The 19,098-nt window shown below is 59.3% G+C and carries 14 protein-coding genes and 2 pseudogenes; 5 read left to right on the forward strand and 11 right to left on the reverse strand.

What is annotated here, in order from left to right:
• The first annotated feature begins 33 nt into the window (after nucleotides 1–33).
• On the forward strand, nucleotides 34–930 hold the full coding sequence (locus GKC28_RS16140; RefSeq protein ID WP_174148045.1) for a LysR family transcriptional regulator: 897 nt from the start codon (nucleotides 34–36) through the stop codon (nucleotides 928–930).
• Here GKC28_RS16140 and GKC28_RS16145 read toward each other — a convergent pair.
• Genes GKC28_RS16145 through GKC28_RS16155 form a run of 3 tightly spaced genes read right to left on the reverse strand, consistent with a single transcriptional unit; the run spans nucleotide 907 to nucleotide 4,317 of the window.
• The gene (locus GKC28_RS16145) at nucleotides 907–2,379 is read right to left on the reverse strand and encodes a pyridoxal-dependent decarboxylase (protein WP_174148046.1); all 1,473 of its coding nucleotides are present in this window, start codon (nucleotides 2,377–2,379) and stop codon (nucleotides 907–909) included. The two genes, GKC28_RS16140 and GKC28_RS16145, sit on opposite strands and share 24 nt — an antisense overlap.
• Nucleotides 2,380–2,381: 2 nt before the next feature.
• Nucleotides 2,382–3,314, reverse strand: coding sequence for a DMT family transporter (locus tag GKC28_RS16150; protein WP_174148047.1), 933 nt, complete (start codon nucleotides 3,312–3,314; stop codon nucleotides 2,382–2,384).
• On the reverse strand, nucleotides 3,298–4,317 hold the full coding sequence (locus GKC28_RS16155; RefSeq protein ID WP_174148048.1) for a quinone oxidoreductase: 1,020 nt from the start codon (nucleotides 4,315–4,317) through the stop codon (nucleotides 3,298–3,300). Before GKC28_RS16155 ends, GKC28_RS16150 begins: the two co-directional genes overlap by 17 nt.
• 438 nt (nucleotides 4,318–4,755) lie before the next feature.
• On the opposite strand from GKC28_RS16155, the gene GKC28_RS16160 reads away from it, so the two are divergent.
• Genes GKC28_RS16160 through GKC28_RS16170 form a run of 3 tightly spaced genes read left to right on the forward strand, consistent with a single transcriptional unit; the run spans nucleotide 4,756 to nucleotide 7,612 of the window.
• A complete protein-coding gene (locus tag GKC28_RS16160) occupies nucleotides 4,756–5,865 on the forward strand; it encodes a fatty acid desaturase (RefSeq protein WP_174148049.1) in 1,110 nt (369 codons plus the stop codon).
• A gap of 11 nt (nucleotides 5,866–5,876) precedes the next feature.
• A complete protein-coding gene (locus GKC28_RS16165) occupies nucleotides 5,877–6,341 on the forward strand; it encodes a cobalamin B12-binding domain-containing protein (protein WP_174148050.1) in 465 nt (154 codons plus the stop codon).
• A 59-nt stretch (nucleotides 6,342–6,400) separates the two neighbouring features.
• Complete coding sequence (locus tag GKC28_RS16170) at nucleotides 6,401–7,612, forward strand: methylaspartate mutase (RefSeq protein WP_174148051.1); 1,212 nt, start codon at nucleotides 6,401–6,403, stop codon at nucleotides 7,610–7,612.
• Between the two features lie 903 nt (nucleotides 7,613–8,515).
• Here GKC28_RS16170 and GKC28_RS16175 read toward each other — a convergent pair.
• The 8 genes and pseudogenes from GKC28_RS16175 to GKC28_RS16210 all read right to left on the reverse strand — a co-directional run bounded on the left by GKC28_RS16175 (nucleotide 8,516) and on the right by GKC28_RS16210 (nucleotide 17,946).
• The gene (locus GKC28_RS16175) at nucleotides 8,516–8,806 is read right to left on the reverse strand and encodes a hypothetical protein (protein WP_254604272.1); all 291 of its coding nucleotides are present in this window, start codon (nucleotides 8,804–8,806) and stop codon (nucleotides 8,516–8,518) included.
• A 329-nt stretch (nucleotides 8,807–9,135) separates the two neighbouring features.
• A pseudogene (locus tag GKC28_RS16180) lies at nucleotides 9,136–9,603 on the reverse strand (IS21 family transposase); the annotation flags it as partial.
• Between the two features lie 86 nt (nucleotides 9,604–9,689).
• On the reverse strand, nucleotides 9,690–10,694 hold the full coding sequence (locus tag GKC28_RS16185) for a tyrosine-type recombinase/integrase (protein ID WP_217434116.1): 1,005 nt from the start codon (nucleotides 10,692–10,694) through the stop codon (nucleotides 9,690–9,692).
• Entirely contained in the window at nucleotides 10,691–11,680 is a 990-nt protein-coding gene (locus tag GKC28_RS16190) for a tyrosine-type recombinase/integrase (RefSeq protein ID WP_174148052.1), read from the reverse strand. The genes GKC28_RS16185 and GKC28_RS16190 overlap by 4 nt, the downstream gene beginning before the upstream one ends.
• Entirely contained in the window at nucleotides 11,677–12,939 is a 1,263-nt protein-coding gene (locus GKC28_RS16195) for a tyrosine-type recombinase/integrase (protein ID WP_174148053.1), read from the reverse strand. The genes GKC28_RS16190 and GKC28_RS16195 overlap by 4 nt, the downstream gene beginning before the upstream one ends.
• Nucleotides 12,940–13,103: 164 nt before the next feature.
• Nucleotides 13,104–13,649, reverse strand: a pseudogene (istA, locus tag GKC28_RS16200) (IS21 family transposase); the annotation flags it as partial.
• Between the two features lie 323 nt (nucleotides 13,650–13,972).
• Nucleotides 13,973–16,381 carry a YbcC family protein gene (locus GKC28_RS16205; protein ID WP_174148054.1) on the reverse strand — a complete coding sequence of 803 codons (2,409 nt, stop codon included), beginning with the start codon at nucleotides 16,379–16,381 and terminating at the stop codon, nucleotides 13,973–13,975.
• Nucleotides 16,382–16,395: 14 nt separating this feature from the next.
• Nucleotides 16,396–17,946, reverse strand: coding sequence for a proton-conducting transporter membrane subunit (locus GKC28_RS16210; RefSeq protein ID WP_174148055.1), 1,551 nt, complete (start codon nucleotides 17,944–17,946; stop codon nucleotides 16,396–16,398).
• 111 nt (nucleotides 17,947–18,057) lie between these two features.
• Between GKC28_RS16210 and GKC28_RS16215 the strand changes: the two genes are divergently transcribed.
• On the forward strand, nucleotides 18,058–18,948 hold the full coding sequence (locus tag GKC28_RS16215) for a LysR family transcriptional regulator (RefSeq protein WP_174148056.1): 891 nt from the start codon (nucleotides 18,058–18,060) through the stop codon (nucleotides 18,946–18,948).
• The last annotated feature ends 150 nt before the right edge of the window (nucleotides 18,949–19,098 follow it).

The following is a 19,098-nucleotide window of genomic DNA, read 5'->3' on the forward strand; positions in this document are numbered from 1 at the left end:
AATATGATTTCGTCCAAAACCTGGGAGCAAAGATTGAACTGGAACAACCTGAAGGTGTTTTGCGCGGTCGCTAGAAAGAAGAACCTGACTGACGCAGCAACTGAACTGCGGATCAGCGCTTCCACTGCCTCGAGAAAGATATCCGAACTGGAAGACTCGCTTGGCGGCGCTTTGTTCAACAGGCGCACGACGGGGTATTACCTAACCCTTCTAGGGGAAAGAATCCTGCCCATCGCCATGGATACCGAAGCCCAGATGGGTTTCATCATGCGGCAGGCCAGCAGCGGAGACACCGACAAACGCTGTGTCGTCCGCATAGATCTGCCCGAGCTGCTCGGCACTCATATCATCCTGCCTGCACTGAGCTGCTTTCAAAAAGACAATCCTCATATTGCGTTTGAGTTCCTGAACAGCGTGCAAAACATCAAACTGTCCGGCCACGCCAGCGACATCGTTATTCGCCTCAGCGCTCCAACGTCAGGGCAATACAAGGTCCGGCGTGCGGGACAGATAACCCAAGCCGCATATTGCTCACCAAAGTTTTTCGACCGCCACCGAACGGCATTAGAACAACGGGAATACGATACCATCCCCTTTATTGGCTGGTGTGATGACTTTCGCCATATCCCGCTGGCAAGATGGCTGGACGAAGCCACCAGGGGTGCAGAGCTCTGGATGCAAATGTCCAGCCTTCAGTCACAGCTAGCAGCGATCTCTGAGGGGCTTGGCATTGGGGTGGTTCCGAAATTTGCCGCCGCCCGGCATGATCTGGTGCATGTGCTGCGCGACTGTCCGCCCTTGAACTCCGGTTTGTGGCTTATGCGCAATTCTGAGACCGAAGGTCATCTGCACGTGGACGCTGTCATGGAGTGCATAGAAGCTGCACTCCATGATAATCAATCGAGCTTAGTGTGCAGCCAGGCTGCGTGATCCTGCAGGCGGTTCTGGTTTCATCAGGCTGGCAGGGACCTTTTCCCGGGCAGCCTCGCTCAGCAGCATTTCCCCAACCTCCTGGATACGCCGACATAGGTCATCCAGATAGCTTTGGTTGACCTCCTGGTTGGCCAAGATCATCCGGATTCCGGTTTGGCCCCCAAAGGACGCGTAATCAATAAATGCTTCACCGGTCTCTGCGAGATAGGCGCAAATCCTGATATTCAAATCAGAAATCGCGGGTTCGTCCATGGCGCAGCTGGGGCGGTACTGGAACAGGACATTCAGGAATTCAGCTGGTGCGATCACCTCAAAAGCCTCATGCCCCTTCAGCAGCTTTACAAACTGGCGCCGCATATCGATCAAGTGGTCCACTTTGCTTCTGAACCCGTTCATCCCAGCAGCCTTCCAAGCCGTCCAGACTTTCAGGCAATCCGCCCGGCGCGCGCTTTGGAGCGACAATTCTCCCAGTTCTGGAAGCTGGTCGCTCGTAGCATGGAACAGGTAGTTTTCACCACCACCCGAGGTCGCCGATTTTAGCAGGCCCTTGTCACGGGTTAGGATAATTCCTGCTGTCAGCGGCACATTGAGCAACTTGTGTGCGTCCCAAGTGAAAGAATTGGCACGCTCGCAGCCTGCAAGCACATGCCGGTGCTGATCGGAAAACAGGATGGGCGCGCCCCATGCACCATCGATGTGCAGCCAGACATCATGCCGTTCCGCAACTTCGAGACAGGCACTGACGGGATCGTAGGCACCCAAAACAGTGGTTCCGGCTGTCAGCCCGATATAAAATGGGATCTTGCCCTGCCGCTTGCTGTTTTCGATGGCACATTCCAGTGCCAACGGGCACATCCTGCCTTCAGCGTCGCTGGCGACTCCAATCAGATTGCTTTCACCGATGCCCAGAACATTGGCTGCCCGGCGCATGGAATAGTGCGACTGATCCGAAACATAGGCTACAAGCTGTTTGCCTGCATAGCCTTCTGCTTTGATCTCCGGGCAAACCGAATGCCGAGCCAACATCATTGACACCAGGTTTGCCTGGCTTGCGCCACTGACCATCAGCCCCTCCCCGTTGTCGAAGCCGACAAGCTGGTTCAACTGGCGGATGACTTCCATCTCCATAAGGTTGGCAACAGGTCCGACCTTGAAGGTATGCATCACCGCATTGCTGAGCGAAGCCACCCAATCGCCCAGAACCGCGGGCATGCTAACGCCGGAATACAGCTGTTTGTGAAAGCCAAGCTGCGACACGTCCGGGTTCAAGGCCAGGAACTGCGAGAGAGCTTGTTCGATTTCCGCCAGGGAGCTGCCGTTCTGACTATCCAGCCCGACATCAACCAATTCAGCAAATTCATCCCGAGACTTCACGTGGCAGACAGGCCGGTCAGCAGCTTGATGTTGCTGCACAAGGCGGTTCAAAATTTGGCTATAGCGTTCCATACTCACGCTCCTTCAGAGATTTTTGAGGCGGCAGGTGCCTGCAGCCAGTTTGCAATTTTCTTTCCGAGGCCATCCGTCGAGATGACGAGGTAAACCCCCAGTACGGTAATCAGGCAGCCCGCGATCGAGAGCCCTCCCAGCCGTTCGCCAAACAGGATCCACGCCTGCAGAACCGTGGCCGGCGGCACCAGATAGAAGTAGCTTGCAACCTGAGCGATTTCGCCAGCCCGGATCACCACCATTAGCAGCAGCAGAGCCGAGACCGACAGTCCGAGGACCAGCCAGGACATTGCCATTACAAGCTGAGGCGTCACGGTGACGCTTTGGGTTTCAGTGACCATCGACAGAGCAAAGACAACTGCAATTGCGCCGACGTATTGATAGGTTGCCCCGCCCAGCAACGGCAGCCCCTGGCCCGCTCTCTTTTGCAGGATCGACCCCGCCGAAATTCCCAAAAGGGCAATGATGCAAGCCGTCAAGCCACCCAGGTTGACCGCGCCTTCGCCGATTTTCCCTGACCCGGCAATAACCAAAAGCGTGCCGGCAAAGCCTATGCACATGCCCAGTTTCTGCAGCCCCTGCAGCCCCTGCGCCAGCCAGAAACGGGAAAACAGCGCAGTCACCAGCGGCTGCAGCCCGACGATAATCGCCACAATGCCCGCCGACATGCCGGATTTGATGGCGTAAAACACACCCCCCAGATAGGCGCCGTGCAGCAGCATACCGACCAGCATCTGCCCGCCTTTTTCGGGCGTGCTCAAGCGGCGTTCCCGGAACAGCCTCGCCAGCAGGAAAAGCAGTCCGATGGCACAGGCGAAACGGATCGTCAGCATGAAATGCGGCTCGATGTAAGGCAGCCCGTATTTGGCGCCAATAAACCCTGTGCTCCAGAGCCAGACGAAAATGAACGGAAACGTGTTATTCAACCTTTGCATGCTGCCCTCCTTTGCGTGCTGCCGCCGCCGGGCTCATGATCGTGGGGCCTACCAGCTGGCGGCCTTCCAGCGCTCGATGGACCTCAGCGGCCTCACTCAATTCGAACCGGTTGATTTTCCCAGCGCGGATGATGCCCTCTCTGATCGCCGTCAGTACGGTCCCGGCAGCCATGCGGAATTCATCCTGGTCGGCGATGTAATGGGCGATCGACGGCCGGGTCAGGTAAACCGATCCCTGCGCTCCCAGGCGTGATGTGTCGAAGCCGTCCACCTTACCGGAGGCATTGCCGAACAGGACCAGAGTGCCGCGAGGTTTCAGGGCTTTCAGAGACTGGTCGAAGGTTGCGGCACCAACGCTGTCATAGGCAACGTCCACCCCTTGCCCGCCGGTCAAGGCCTGCACATCTTCCCCGAAGCTTGGGGAACTGCTCAGCAGGACATTGTCAAACCCGTTTGTTTCGGCGGTTGCCCTTTTGTCTTCACTGCCAACCACACCGATCAAATTGGCGCCCTTATGTATCAGCCATTGGCCTGCAATCCGCCCGATGCCGCCGGCTGCGGCATGCCACAGCACCGTCTGACCCGCCTGCACCGGAAAGCACCGGTTGATCAGGTATTCAACCGTCAGCCCTTTGAAGAGCAGCGCTGCAGCAATGTCATCCGCAACCTCGGCGGGCAGCGGCAGCACACGCTCCTGCGGAAACAGCCGATGGGTCGAATAGCTACCGGGCGCACCGCCAACTGTTGCCACCCGGTCGCCGATTGAAAACTCCTGCACGCCGCCACCCAAGGCGGCGATCCGTCCGACCCCCTCGACGCCGATACCGGATTGGCTGTGCAGCTCCCCGGGAAGCTGCCCCGATCTGAGATAGACATCAATGAAGTTCACTCCAACCGAGGTCATTTCAATCAAAACCTCTCCGGGGCCTGGCTGCGGCAGCTCCTTGTCAATGGCGTATAAGACGCTGGGCGGTCCGGCGCTGTCGAATACGATGCTAGTCATTTTTTCCATGTTGAATCACCGATTTTCTAATGCAACTGCCCAACATTACCCCTTGCGGGAATTTCAATTTAGGCAAGTTATTGGAATTTGGTTTTTCAGAAATGAAATACGGAGCGAAGGGTCGTCTCCTTGACATATTGCACTATAGGGGTGTGTCTCGAAGGTGTGCAAAATGCAGAGTGGCACCCTTCAGCATTATCTCCATCGCAGTTGCAACGTTAATCTATTGTTTTTATGATGTAATATCGAGCTGTGAGTTGAGGAAGTCGGCGGCCGATCCGACCCTGCAAACGCCTTCCTTACAGCGGCCCAGGCCCCAGAACCTTGCCTGCCAAAAATGGAAAACGGAATTTTATTTTTTTCTATTCCTTTCGGAAATCATCTCGTCAACTTTCAAGCCACGGCGAAATTGAGGAATAAAAAATGATTAGAAATTCAATGCAGGAGCTGCCGGAATTCACGCAGCCTTTCTGGAGCTGGCTCACAGCGAAACCTTTGAAACAGGAGCTGGAGAAGACACAGACACGAACCCCTGGCTACCATATCGCCACAACCTCGCTCACGTTGCTGTGCGGCATCGCCTGTGCCGCTGCTGGTTTTTCTTCCGGCAGCTTTCTGTTGTGGCTGCTGGGCTTTGTGCTGACCACCTCCGGCATCAAGAAAATGCAGGTGATGATCTGTCACAACTGCGCTCACAATATGGTCTTTGACAGCCGCGAAGCGAACATGCGGGGCGGGCATTTGATCTCCGGCTTGATGATGCTCAAGCCATTCGACATCTACAAAAAGGAGCATTTGCTGCATCACGATCACAAAACGCTTCTGACGGAAAACGACGATACTCTTTCCTTCCTCCAAGGGGTTGTCGGTCTCACCCCGTCAGACAGCGTCGCAATGATGTGGTTCAAATTGACGGCACGGGCGTTGTCGCCGGCGGTGATTTTGAGATCCTCGATCGAGCGTATCTATGCAACCGCGGCAGGCCCGAACCGGCGTGTGGCAGTGCTGACAATAGGCTTTTGGACGGTGCTGACGGCCGCTGCAATAGCACTGAATCTGTGGCAATACCTGTTGGTGGCCTGGGTCGTTCCGGTGTTTGCCGGCTATCACATCAGCACGACGTTCCGCCTTGCGGCCGAACATACCTGGCCAAGTGTCGACATTCTGGAACGCCGCGGGATCGACTTCATTTCAGAAAGCACCACCGGCGTCTTCATTGGTGAAGAGCTGAAGATCCCCCACGGCACCGGCCGGTTCGGACGAATGATCCGCATCGCGGTTTGGGCCGGCAAAATGCTGACCTTCCATCTGTTCATCCGCATCTTCGTGATGGTCGGCGATACCCCGTGTCACGACTTCCATCACCGTCGGCCGAAATCCAAAGACTGGCCCAACTATATCACCGCCCGCGAGCGTGATCTGGAAGCCGGCTCGAAACCCTATCCGTCCAACTACCAAGACTATTGGGGCTACCTCACAGCGGTGACCGTGAACTTCAAGAATTTCCGCGCAGCCCGCGCTTATTACGAAACCCAACCCGCAACATAAGGAATTTTGACATGCTTCTTAACAAAAAAGCCCTGCTGGCCACCATTCCCTCGGACTCACACAGCTGGAACCTCGTCTTTATGGAATTCTTCCTGGAAGAAAACGGGTATGACGTCAGCAATCTTGGTCCCAACACGCCGTTGCATGACATCGAAAAGGCACTCCACACCGGCTATTACGACATGGTGGTGATCAGCTCGACAAACGGGCACGCCTATATTGAGGCCCAGGAACTGGCCAAACGAATCCGAGCAAGCGCAACACACAATGGCCAGCTGTTTCTCGGCGGAAAAATCTGCACACAAACCGACCCCGAAATCATCGCGCACCATACCGCAGCTCTGAAAGACTGCGGGTTCGACGAAGTTTTCGACGACAGCGTCATGAACAGTTTCGACCGCTTCCAACTGTTGCTGACGCCTCCCGCCAGCATGCCAGTTCAGCCTGTTTCCGCAATGCACAGGGCCTCGGCCTGAAGGCACTATGCCGTAACCGGGACGGGCAACCCGTCCCGGCAATTTTCTGGAGAACCAAATTGCTCGACTTCAACAAACACGTGCTCGAAAGCGCAGCAGAATACGGCCCTGTCGTCCAACCCAGGATGGGGTTCAGTGATCCGCAGCTCATGTCTCAAGGTCTGCAAGCAACCGCCCAAGCAAACGCCAACTCGGTTTGCACCATAACGTTGGATGCCTTTACCCGCGTGAATAATTTTCAGGCGGCAGGGCGGTCCATTGAGCAAGGAGCCGCGCTGAACGGGTACCCAATTGTGAACCATCCGCCCGCAGTAACGCGCAGGATGCTGCAAGATATCGAACAAACCCGCAATCTACCGGTTCAGATCCGTCATGGTTCGCCTGACCCAACGCAAATTTTCAAGCGTATGGGCGAAGTTGGTGTTTCCGCCACCGAGGGAGGCCCTGTTTCCTATTGCCTGCCCTATTCCCGGGTGCCGCTGGAGAAAGCGCTCGCAGATTGGGCTGTGGCCAGCCGCTCTCTGTCAACATCTTCCCCGCATTCTCATGTGGAGTCCTTTGCCGGCTGCATGATGGGGCAGATGTGCGATCCGGTAACCCTGATTGCGCTGAACATACTTGAAGGCTTGTTCTTGCAAGATCACGGGGTTTCCACGGTTTCGTTTTCGTACGCTCAGGGCATATCGCCAGTTCAGGATCTCGCTGCTGCAACTGCATTGAAACATCTGGCCGCAGATTTCTTTGAACAAGGCAAACACCATTTGGTACTATACGTATTCATGGGGTTCTTTCCCAAAAGCCTGGACGGCTTCCGCCGGATTTCCACCGACGCGCTCAGAGTCGCAAAACAAGCTGGCGTTCAACGTATCATTCTGAAGACACCAGTAGAGTCCAAGCGTATTCCAACGATCCGCGAAAATGTAGCGTCTATGGAGTTCGCTGCGCAGATCTTGCGCCACCCTCAGACAGGGTCTGGGCTTCCTTTTGACAGGGATGAATATCGGCGCATTCTGTCACAGGCCTCCACTCTGATAGATCAGGTCCTTCAGCTGGATCCGGACCTCTCCCAAGCCCTACTTATGGCCTTCGCTTCGGGACTGCTGTCCATTCCGTACTGCCTGCACCCGGACAACAAACGTACAGCCAGGGTAACGCTGACCAAGGACAATTATTATCTGAGCCATGCGAATGAAGAACTGGACTGTTCTTATTCGTTTCTGAAAAATCTTCGCCGAAATATCGATACGTACGATCTTACTGTCACAGCGTGATCGATGCTCTGAGGCAACAAAGCGACTGATGGGAATTCGAACTTCTTAACTTTCAGTCTCAGTTCCTAGAGCGCAGCGTAACACCAGTATCTCTGGTATAGTCGGCTCCCATTTCATGCCTGTGGGGGTCGGCCACAAAACTCCTCGACCCTGGAGGCTGGTGCCGGAAGAGGCAGAATCCTACGTTTAAGGGCTGAGCCGCCGTCCGTGCAATGAGTGGTGCAGCTCGTCCTGATTGCGCATGAACAAAGTCACTACGAGAACCGATCCCGCCAAAGCAGACAACCAGGTAAACCGATCATCGAAGGAAATTGCGCCGAGTATCGTGGCCATATAGGCGAGATGAAATTTGCAAGTGAAACATGCGTCGGGCCATAGTCGCGGGCCAATTTCAAGCAGACTGTCTGACGTCAGCGCTTAGGCGAACTGGACCCGTTGCTGGAAACATTCAATCGGATGGCGACTAGAAATTCATCCATCGTGAAATCCAGCCCGTTGAGAACGCGGCCACCTCCATTTTGAAGTCATAGCAGTCATTGGCGCAGGCGCAGCGAATTCAGAGTTTGTCCGGCGACATGTAAATTCGGGTTTCAGATCTCGCTGCAGCACGCTTGAATGGCTGGTTTTCACGCCGCGCAGCGGCGCCGAACAAGATGCAGTCGCGGCGATTTTGCTGCTGCGAGCGCGCGCAGCGAGAAAATCCCAAGGTACAAGTTGGGCTCAAAGCTACCAACCTCAATGTCTATCCGGATGTCCGCTTCGGTGACTGCGCCAGGCTGTGCAAAGTCAGCTACCTGCGCATAGCTGCCGCTCGGTAGTCCAAAAGCAGCGCCCGCAGCGATCATCCGCTTTGAGTGGGGTCGTTGGGGCCTTCGGAGAACCGGATGGGCTTTCCCCCGCGTGTTATACGGCTTGGATGAAACAGGGTCCAAATCCTGCTCCCGCAACCAACGCTTCCGACCAAGCCTCCGCAAAACGCGGGGGCTTTTTCGATTCAGGGCTCCCCAAAGCCATCAGCCCCGCCAATTCCCCAACAAGTTCAAGCTGATGCCCGCCCGGCGCATCAGCATCCGGAACCATCTGCACCTCCGAAATCAATACCACCAGCGACGCCGCCGCCTCCCGCCGCACCTCTGGTGCATTCAGGGCGCCAAAACCATCCGCGATCCGGCTTTGTCGCGGAATTGGGAGCATTGCAAGTTGCGGGAAGGCTGAGAAATCCTAATGCAAATCCATTGCACCGTAGCATGTGTAAGCTAAGGGCAGGCAGTGGCGGCGGAACTTGGGGAGGGGGAAAGCTGCAGGCTGCGCCTGCATGAGCTGGGGCAAGGGCGATTTGCAGGGCTTGCCGGCCGCAAGTCCTGCCAGCAGCCGCCCGGTATAGGTCGCCATGGCCACGCCGCCGCCGTGATAGCCGAGCCCGGTCCAGGCGCGCCGCCAGTCCCCGATCCGCCCGGCATATGGGGTGAGGCCGCGGGTCAGGCAGACCAGGCCGCTCCAGTGATACGCGGTTTCCGCATTGGCCGTTCCGGATAGATCCTCAAGCTGACAGGCCGGTTCGCAAAAGAGGCGGGGAGGCTGTAACGGTTCCGCTCGAAGGTGATCAGACAGGTTGGGGGTACACGTTTTCTCTGTTCGACAAAGCTGTCGAAGACTGGAGGAAACGGCATCAGCACGGACGTCTCCTCGGCCCAGACGTCAGCGACGGAGCCCGTGCGCGAGCCGTGCGGGATCTCGCTCCAAAGCTCTATGCAGCGGCCCTCCAGCCAAGCATTCAAGGCCGCCAGGTCTGGATGGTTCGGCACCGGCTGCCAGAGCCGGTGGCGGGAATCCCGGACATTCTTCTCGACTTGGCCTTTCTCCCACCCCGCCGCCGGGTTGCAGAATTCCGGCTCGAAGACATAGTGGCTGGCCATTGCCAGGCAGCGCGCATTGATCTGGCGGTTCTTGCCTTTGCCGGCCTGGTCAACCGCTGTGCGCATATTGTCATAGTTTTGTGGCGCGAACGGTTATGTGCCCCGCTGTCTGTTGGCCCAATCTTTCTCGACTGTAGCGCTTACATTGGGGCACATAACGGTCAGAGGCCGGCGAGCCATTCGAGCAGTTTTGGCTCGCTCTGCCAAACTGGCCTTCGGGGAGGTCCCACCGAAGAGGCCAAAGGCACATGGCAAGCTTCCAGCGCCTCCTGCTTCATTCTGATATTGATCTCGGCATACCGGTTTGTCGTATCCAGGCTAACGTGGCCGAGCCAAGCCCTTATAACGTTCACGTCAACTCCGGATTCGAGTAGATGCACGGCCGTCGTGTGCCTCCAAACATGTGGAGAAATGGGCCTTTGACCATTGCCGATACGAATGCCCGCGCCATGTCGCCGTACAATTTTGTACAGGCCGAAGCGTGTCAGCGGCTGGCCGACATTGCTGAGGAAGACCCGGCTGGCCGGCGTCGCAACCGGGTGTCTGACGCGCAGCATGTCGCCAAGCAGGCGAGCGGTCTCGGGCCATAATGGGCAGATCCGCCACTTGTCGCCTTTTCCGTGCAGGTTCACGCGCGGTGAGGACGTCAAGACCAGCTGTTTGACGGTCAGTCCTGTAACTTCTGTTGCCCGGGCCCCGGTATTATACAGGAACATGAGGAGGGCTTTGTCGCGGATGGCCAACCTTCCGTCGCGCGGCAATTCATTGAAAAGCCGTTCGACCTCGTCGCGTTCGAGATAATAGGTGGCCGCCGGCTGCGTGCGCTTCCTGGGAATGGCAGCGACGCGTTCGGCTTCCGGCAGCAGCGCCGGTTCCTGGCCGCCGGCATAAGCGAAGAACCCATGCAACATTGCGAGCCGGTGGTTCCGCGATCGGATGCTGTTGCCGCGCTCGGCTTCAAGATGGGCGAGAAAGGCCCGCACATTGTCAGCGCTGAGATCGATTAGTTGAAGCTTGCTGATCGGGCGCCGGTTCCTCCTGGCAAGGAAAAGAAGGAACAACCGGATTCCGTCGCGGTAGCTCCGGATCGAGGTTGAGGCCAGCCCCTTCTCGGCTTTGAGATGGAGTTCGAAGAACTGGTAAACAAGGCTGCCAACGGTACTCATGAGCAGGCCCCTCGCGATAGCGGCGCTGCAAAGCGCTCGAAGCGCTGACTAGCGGCTTCCAGGAGATCGGCAGTGACGGTGAGATAGACCGTGGTAGAGGCTGGATCCACATGCCCCATGAAAGTCGAGAGCTTGACCAGCTTGTCGGTGGGATTGCTCCCGTCGCGATACCAACGCAGAAGGCGTCCTACCGCGAAACTGTGCCGTAGATCATGCACGTGAGCCTGGGTTCCTCCTGGCGGTACCGGTATCTCCATCTGATCGGCCAGTGACCGGAAAATGCCGCTGATCGTGCCGGGGCTTACAGGCTGATCCCGCTGGAAAGAAAACACCGGTGTTCCGGCGGCAACCGAAACCCGGTGCTGAGAACGCAACGCCATGAACATATAAAGGCGCTGTGCCAAGTGCGGCCCCATGGGAACAAGCCGCGACTTGGAAAACTTCGTCTGGCGAATGGTCAGGACGTCACGGTCCCGATCGACATCCTGCCAGCGCAGGCGTGCAACCTCGCCGACGCGCAGACCGAGCCCGAATAGCAGGCTGAAGATCGTGGCATAGGAGGGGCCGCGAAGCGGAGCATTGTTCCGGTCTGGGAGCTTTGCGGCGCGGTCAATGAGCTGTTGAGCGGTCCGCAGGTCCAGGATGCAAGGCGGCCTTGGATTCCCCCTGCGGCGCGGCTTCATCGTGACGGGGGAGTGATCCATATAGTCATGTTCGACCATCCACTCGAACAGTCGGCCGACAACGCCGACAAGGTGGTTGAAGCTTCGCGGCCGCGTGCGCGGGCGGCTCAGGAAAAATGCATCGAGAAGCGACGGGGTGATCCCGGTCAGGCTCGTTACGCCTTGCCTGTTCAGATAGCCGTCGAGCATCCGCAGCACCTTATCCTCTACGTCGTAACGCCGGTTGAGCGCGCGCTTGTGGCGAACGAATGCGACGATGTAGGGCGCGAGCGGGCTTGATGGCTCGGGAAGCCGGGGGCTCATTGCAGGTCCTCCCCATCTCCCTGGGCGACTTCACGCAAGTCGCCGACCTGGACCTTGGCGTAGATCATGGTCGAAGAGGCGGCGCGATGTCCGACATAGTCGCCGATGGTTTTGAGCGGAAAACCTCTGTCGACCAGTCGTTGGACGCAGGCATGACGGAGTGTATGTGATCCGGGCCGGCTGACTGGAATGCCGGCCCGATGAAGATACTTGCTGGCCGTGGCGGACACCGCCGAGTGGGTTAGTGGCAATTGGGGCGCCAAGTGGCGCCAGAAAAGCTGTCGGCTTTGAACGTCGGGCCGCCCGTTCCTGAGGTAATCCACGATGGCCTCGCCTACGATGGGTGCCAGCGGGTATGTGGTGCTGTGCTCGGCCTTGCGTCCGCGCACATGCAGCCGGTCGCGCTTCCAGTCGATATCGTCGAGTGTCAGCAGTGCCACTTCACGGGCACGCAGCCCATAAACGGCCATCAATAACAGCATGGCGTAATCACGGCGGCCAAAGACAGTGCGCCGGTCGACCTGATCAAGCATGTTCTGGACAGAGGCCCAGCTGATCGATCGAGGGATATCGGCCAACCGGTAGTTCTGCGGTATCTCGACAAGCTTGCTGATGTCGCGCTGAAGGATGCGTTCCCGATGAAGGTATCGAAGGAACACCCGTAGGTTGCTGGCGAGGCTGATCATCGAAGTGCGTCCGAAATGCTGCGCCTGGATCGTGATGAAGGCCGTCACCACCGGTAAGGTGAGCGCCCCAGGATCACAGCCAATCTCGCCGAGGTGCCGCTCGAAGACGCGCAGGTAATGCCGGTAATGCTTGATGGAGCCTTGCCGCAGTCCTCGTTCATCGCGGAGATAATCAAAAAACCCTGGAACTTGGACAGCAAATGGATCAGGCAGTGGCGGTCTGGTACGGTCGCTGTCTGCTTCCCATAGGACCAGGCTGAAAAAATGCCGCATGACACCAGCAACAAAGTTGCGGTCGCGTCGATGTGCGCCGACGGACCGGTCAGAGTTGCGGCCTGACAACCTATCAGCGATGAACGGCTCTATGAAGTTCTCTGCCTGTTCAAGCTGTTTGACATTTTTGGCCGCTGTGAATGTCGCGAACTTCACCAGCAAGGGCACGCGCCGGTGGATGCTCCGAGGCGCATAGGCCCGGTCTGCGAGGGCCGTCACATACTGCTCGATCTGCGGCCCAAGCCAGCATTCGGTAATCCGGTCGATAGTATGCGGCTTGACGAAAAAGCGTTCCAACATGGCAACCTCCATTCTGGATTAAGAGAATAAGAGGATGCGCTTGATGCTTCGCCTGTGCGATGTGACGTTAAAGAAAATCAGGTGGTTTAATCACAGAAACTTATGCCTCGCGGGGCACATAACCGTTCGCGCCACAAAAGTACGATTACGTGCCCGGGCACGTAATCATAAATCCCGCGCCGGGGCACGCCGCCGAAGACCCGGAACGCATGCCAATGCGCGTCAAACAGCATCTCATGGGTTTGCAGAAGGTAGGCCCGGACCAGGAAGGCCCGGCTGTGCGACAGCTTGATATGGGCAACCTGGAGCTTGGTGTGCTCTCCACCGAGGATCGCCCAGTCTTCGCTCCAGTCGAATTGGAAGGCTTCGCCCGGCTGAAACACCAGAGGAACAAACGTCCCGCGGCCTGCCGGCTGCTGAATGCGCTGGCGTTTCGCGCGCCATGCCCGCGCGAAGGCCGCCACCCGCCCGTACGAGCCGGTAAAGCCAGGAGCCGCCAGGTCCACATGCAGCTGCTTGGCAGTGCGCCGCTGCTTGCGGGGTTTGCGCAATTCCGCGGCAAGCCAAGCAGACAGCTTGTCCGCGAAAGGGTCCAGCTTGCTTGGACGCTGCGGGACCTGAAACCGGGGCTCAACAGCACCCGAACGTAAATACTTGCGAATGGTGTTGCGGGAGAGGCCCGTTCGCCTCGCTATCTCCCGAATAGACATCTGATCCCGAAGCGCTCAGCGTCGGATCACACTCAAAAATGCCTTGTCGATCACTCCAATAAACCCTGCCGATAAAAGCCAGGGGCACCGTCACACATGGGTCAATTCTCGATGAAAACTTTCGCCTGTCCCGGGTCAGATCTCAGCGGAAATCAGCAGTATGAGCAGCAAGAACGCGGATCCTGCTTTTGGTTTGGAAGAGAAACTAACGGCGGAAGGTATCAAAGCTCTGGCCCTCGGAGCAAGCCGGAGGCGGCACAAGATCTGTAATCTTCAGACCGGTGCCGCCCGATTGCCATTCTTTCCACTCAGGTACAGGCGGGCTATTCTGCAGCCATCGCACGGGGGGGGGCGGAGCGCTCGTTGAAACGTGCCCATTTGAGCCCGGGGCGGTAGCGCCAGGCCAGCTTGCCTTCGCTGTCCATTGCGATCAGGTGCAGCCAGCCGTTGTCAAACAGGTCGCGTACCCCGGGGTGACGTTTCAGGATCTCCGACATCGCGTCGCGCGGGGCTTCTATGATCACGGTCAGGCGCAGCGGATCGTGCTGCAGACCGGTGCCGTCGTGGACCGATTGCCACGGCAGCCCCGGACGCGGGGCGCCGGTGTTACCCTCGAGCACGCCTATGCCGCCGACCACGTTGTGAAGCAGCTTGTTGCCGCCGCCGAACAGGGACGGCGCCACGGTGGAGCCGTAGTACTGGAGGCTGATCCAGCTTGCGACAACCACGGGGGCCGTCATGATCAGTTCGAGTACACCGAATCCGTCGTCACGGTGCCAATCGTAGTTGTGCAGAAAGGCCTGCCCGGAGAGATCCGCGCCGTCGGTACGGTGGCGCGGTGCGGCGACGAAGGCACGGCACCCTGCCAGGCCCCACTCAGGGCGTGTTTCAGCCCAATCCCGCGCCCGCCGGGCGATCGCAGCGGCGCGGTCCGCGCGCGGCAGGCGCAATGCGCGCTCGGCACGCGCCAGGCTGCCGGCTGCGGCGAGCCATTTTTTCAGCTGCTCGAGCTCTTTTTCCGGCTTTGCTTCCGGCAAGTCCTGTTCAAACAGGGTCAGATCGTCGGTTGTGGTATGGTGGAGCGCCGGCAGGAACACGGTATCGGCAGGAATCCGGATCCCTTTTTCGCGCAGGCCAGCCTGCACGCTGCGGTCGTTCAGAAGGCCGGCAAGCAGCCTGGCATTAACATCTCCGGCGTAACCGCCGCAGGCGCCGCAGTGCAACGCGCTTTCGTGCGGATTGTTGGTCACGCGGGCGCCGTGGCCCGTCAGCATCACGATCTGCGCGAAATTCTCCGTCAGCGACATAGCCGTCAGCACCGACTTCGCCATTCCAACTCGGGTTTCCAAGCCGATTGCCGGGTCCATCACTGGTGCGGGATCTGCCGCTGGCAAGCTGTTCAGACCCAGCGCCTCCCGGAGCAGCTTGCCCACATAGATCGGGCCTGCGGCCTCCACAAACGCAAAGGACGAAACAGCGGCGAGCTTGAACCGGCCCCAGGCGCGTTTTGCCCGCGCCGAATAGCGGCGGTTGAGATCGGCTTGCCCGGGTTCACTTGCCCGGGAGGACAGGCCGGGCTGCAGCAGCACCGGGTTGCGCATTTCCGTCACATCCGAGCCTGCTGCCTTGTGGGCGCTGGCAAGGCCGAAGAAGCCGGCAAAACCGATGGTCTGGATGCTGCTGCTTTGCGCTTCCAGTGCACGACGGAACACTTCGGAACGCACGTCGATGCAAAAGGCTGCCTGCACCTCCGGGCGCCCTTCGGTTTCCTGCGGTTTGCCCTGCAGCAGCCTGGCCTCCAAGGCGCGTTGCCCGGCCCGTTCTGCGGCGTCCTGAAGAACGACGTCGATGACCTGATCCTGCGACGGGGTGACCGGGGCCTGATGGGCTGCAACAACCTCTGCCCAGCGTGCCAGGATCTGCTCCTTGTACAATTCGAACAGGGCTTCATCAAAGACCAAGCGGATGGCCAGAAGCTCTGTCACCGTGCTGTCCTGCCTGCCCTCCAGTTCCGCCTGCCACAGAAGATAGCGGCTGTACTGGGCCCAGCCGCCCAGCGTCATCAGCCAGCGGTGGAACGCAGTTGCCGCGGCGCTGGAGGTGACACCAAGAGTTTCCGACGCCCGGCCGATCGCGCGCCAATGCGACCGGTTGGTGTCCGCCACGAAGGCGCAGAACCCGGTCAGGCCATGGATTTCCGGCGTCAGATCTCGCGCGGCAAAGTCCCGCCAGGCACTGAAGGCGCCGCCGGAGCCGCTCTGCTGCCACAGGGCCTGCCCCTGGTCGAAATGACTGGCGGCCCATACGCTGATGCGGTCCTCAATCAGTCCGGGCCAGTCGATGCCCGAAACCTCCGCGGCCAGTTCGGCCACGGTGGGAAGGGCTTTGGGTTCAGCGGTCTCGCTGGCCAGGGCGGTTTTAATGTCCTGCAGGCTTGGCGCATTGAAGCGGCCTTCGGCTGCAGCCAGAGCGTCCTGCAAGTCGGCTTCGGTGATGCTGCCTGCCTCCAGTTTCTGCGCCCAATGCGCGCGCGGCGGTGTAATCCGGGCGCCCCCTGCGCGCTCAAGGCGCGCAGCGGTAACAGCCAGGGGCTCGCCGGTCTGGCCAAGGAACGGGTTCACCGCAACATTGGCAGAGAGCGGGAAGAGCGGCGGGATCGCCTTGGCGGCGGTTTTGGCTTCGGCAACCAGTTCCAGCAGGGCGGCAGGGTAGGACTCGAGTTTCGCAAACATGAGCGTGTTTCCTTTCAGGCGGCAGCGCGCTTGGACCATCCGTCCAGCAGCTTGTCGAAGATCGCGTTGGCATAGAGACCGTTGGTCAGGTGGACGCGCAGTCCGGCGGCCGCCGGGTGAGATGCCCAGAGCGGGAAGGTCGCCTGTGCCACGGCCACCAGGCCAAAGCTTGCGAGGGCAAGGAGGATCAGCGCCCATTCCAGCGGGCCGGGGCTCGGGGCCGGCGGCAGGCTGCCGGCGGTCAGATGCTGGGCGATGACCTGCAGGGCAAAGTAGCTGACCGAGGCGGCCAGGGCATAGGCCGCGGTCCGCTGCATCAGTGCCCGCGGTGCCGCATCGGCAAAGCCCTGCGCCAGCAGGTAGGCGACGCCGAAGATCAGGATCACGCCCAGGGCAATGGCCTGGACCGACTTGCCGTCAAATCCCAGAACCGCGCCCAAGCCGCAGTAGATCACGATGGCAATGGCAAAGGCCTGCAGCACGTTGCGTGCGCTTGGCACCGCAACCGGGCCGGGCCGGCGGATCGCGGCGACATTGCGCACCGCCTCGCCTGAGCTGAGGAAGGCATGCGCCTTATAAAGCGAGTGCGCCACGATATGGAGCAGGGCAAGTGGAAAAAGCGCCAGGCCGCATTGCATGATCATGAAGGCCATCTGCGCGATGGTCGACCAGGCCAGCGAAGTCTTGACTGCTGGCTGGGTCAGCATCACCAGGCCGCCAAACAGCGCCGTGAACCCGCCGAGCATGACCAGCAGCGCCATCACCCCCGGCGCCAGAAGCATAACGTCTGCAAACCGGATCAGCAGGAACCCGCCCGCGTTGATCACGCCCGCATGCAAAAGGGCGGACACAGGTGTAGGCGCCTCCATCACCTCGGTCAGCCAGCCATGCAGCGGGAACTGGGCTGAGGCAAGCACCGCCGCCGCGGCGATCAGCAGGGCCGCCGCCGCCGTGAGCCAGCCTGCCCCGGCCGCGGACAGGATGGTTTCGATGTCGGTGGTTCCGGTTGCGGCGATCAGCAGTACAACAGCACCGGCCAGCGCGGCCTCGCTCAGCCGCGCGACAACGGCCTTCTTGCGGGCGGCCCGCCGGGCCGTCGCGCGTTCGGGGTAGAACAGCAGCAACCGGTTCAGCGCCAGGCTGGTCAATGTCCAGGCGGCAAACAGCTGAACAAGGTTGCCGGACATCACCAGCAGAAGCACGGAGGCCAAAGCGGTGCTCACCCATCCCGTGAAGGCGCCCTGCCGGTCTTCGCCGTCCAGGTAGGTCTTGGAAAAACGCAGAACGATCCATCCGATGAAGCTGACCAGGACCAGCATCACCGCGCTTACCGCGTCCAGCTTCACCGAAAGCCCGGCCCCAAAAAGCCCGATCAATGCCGAAGTGCCTGGGCCGTTCACCACAAGAAGCGCGGCAGCTGCGGCCGCGATGGCAAAAGCGATGAATGCGGCGGCCTCGGCCAGTGCAGGCACCCGACCGGGGCGCCTGCCGGGATTACGGAACGCATAGAAACCCGCCGCCAGCAGGGCAAGCGGGCTGAGGAGAGGCAGGAAGAGATAGGTCATGATCGAACCCCTTCAGTTTTCACGGTCAGAGACATTTGGAGATGCATAGGGCAGGGCTTGTCGTGATAAAAATTCATTGTTTGATGGATTTGGTTCTATTAAACAGAACGAATGCCGTTGAACTATCATCACCTCCGGTACTTCTGGGCGGTTGCGCATGACGGCAACCTGACCCGCACCGCGCAGCGGCTGAATCTGTCGCAGTCGGCGCTGTCGGTTCAGATCAAGCAACTGGAGGAGCGCTTGGGCCACGACCTGTTCGAGCGGCGCGGACGGCAGCTTCATCTGACTGAGGCCGGGCGTATCGCCCTGGGCCACGCGGATGCGATTTTTTCGACCGGCCAGGAACTTGTCGCCACCTTGTCGGGAAAGGTCCAAAGCCGGAAGGCCTTGCGTGTGGGTGCGCTGGCAACCCTGTCCCGCAACTTCCAGATCGGTTTTTTGCGGCCGATCCTGTCCCGCAGCGATGTCGAGGTGGTCCTGCGGTCCGGCAGCCCGGCGGAGTTGCTCGAAGGCCTGGGGACACTCAATGTCGATCTGGTGCTGATGAACCAGCCGCCGCCCGACGACAGCCTGACACCCTATGAAACGCACAAGATCGGCGAGCAAGACGTCAGCATCGTTGGGACGCCGGGGCGGCTGGAACCGGACCGCCCGCTCAGGGAGCTGCTCCTAGATCAGCCTTTCATTCTGCCCACCGCCGGCAGCAGCGTGCGCGCGGCCTTCGACGCTCTGGCCAGCCGGTTGTCAGCCCGCCCGCAGATCGCCGCAGAGGTGGATGACATGGCCATGATGCGGCTCTTGGCACGCGAGGATATCGGGCTGGCCCTCGTTGCGCCTATTGTCGTGACGGACGAGCTGAATTCCGGCCGGCTCAGGGAAGCCAGGGAGCATCCCCGGATCCAGGAAACATTTTATGCGGTCACGCTCCGCCGCCGGTTCCCGAACCCTCTGGTTCAGGAACTGCTAGAACGGCATTCTGATTCGGCCTTCCTGTCCTGATGCCTGCCGCGGAGTTCTCCTTTTGGGCAAGCTGTCGGCGGGATCAAGGCTGCTGCGGTAATTGCGCCAAAGTCTTCCGGGCCATGACACCTGCTGTGAAAGAAAGGGCGGCGTTTCTTGCGCCGCGCCCGACAAGGAGCCAGTTGTGAG

Origin of the sequence: Leisingera sp. ANG59 (genome assembly GCF_013317235.1) — a bacterium.
Lineage (GTDB): Bacteria > Pseudomonadota > Alphaproteobacteria > Rhodobacterales > Rhodobacteraceae > Leisingera.

What these genes read in the sequence shown, in the direction of transcription:
- GKC28_RS16175 (WP_254604272.1), bottom strand. Translation starts at nt 8,806, where the DNA reads ATGCTCCCAATTCCGCGACAAAGCCGGATCGCGGATGGTTTTGGCGCC.
- GKC28_RS16205 (WP_174148054.1), bottom strand. Translation starts at nt 16,381, where the DNA reads ATGTTTGCGAAACTCGAGTCCTACCCTGCCGCCCTGCTGGAACTGGTT.
- GKC28_RS16160 (WP_174148049.1), top strand. Translation starts at nt 4,756, where the DNA reads ATGCAGGAGCTGCCGGAATTCACGCAGCCTTTCTGGAGCTGGCTCACA.
- GKC28_RS16155 (WP_174148048.1), bottom strand. Translation starts at nt 4,317, where the DNA reads ATGACTAGCATCGTATTCGACAGCGCCGGACCGCCCAGCGTCTTATAC.
- GKC28_RS16165 (WP_174148050.1), top strand. Translation starts at nt 5,877, where the DNA reads ATGCTTCTTAACAAAAAAGCCCTGCTGGCCACCATTCCCTCGGACTCA.
- GKC28_RS16190 (WP_174148052.1), bottom strand. Translation starts at nt 11,680, where the DNA reads ATGAGCCCCCGGCTTCCCGAGCCATCAAGCCCGCTCGCGCCCTACATC.
- GKC28_RS16150 (WP_174148047.1), bottom strand. Translation starts at nt 3,314, where the DNA reads ATGCAAAGGTTGAATAACACGTTTCCGTTCATTTTCGTCTGGCTCTGG.
- GKC28_RS16210 (WP_174148055.1), bottom strand. Translation starts at nt 17,946, where the DNA reads ATGACCTATCTCTTCCTGCCTCTCCTCAGCCCGCTTGCCCTGCTGGCG.
- GKC28_RS16215 (WP_174148056.1), top strand. Translation starts at nt 18,058, where the DNA reads ATGCCGTTGAACTATCATCACCTCCGGTACTTCTGGGCGGTTGCGCAT.
- GKC28_RS16195 (WP_174148053.1), bottom strand. Translation starts at nt 12,939, where the DNA reads ATGTTGGAACGCTTTTTCGTCAAGCCGCATACTATCGACCGGATTACC.
- GKC28_RS16145 (WP_174148046.1), bottom strand. Translation starts at nt 2,379, where the DNA reads ATGGAACGCTATAGCCAAATTTTGAACCGCCTTGTGCAGCAACATCAA.
- GKC28_RS16185 (WP_217434116.1), bottom strand. Translation starts at nt 10,694, where the DNA reads ATGAGTACCGTTGGCAGCCTTGTTTACCAGTTCTTCGAACTCCATCTC.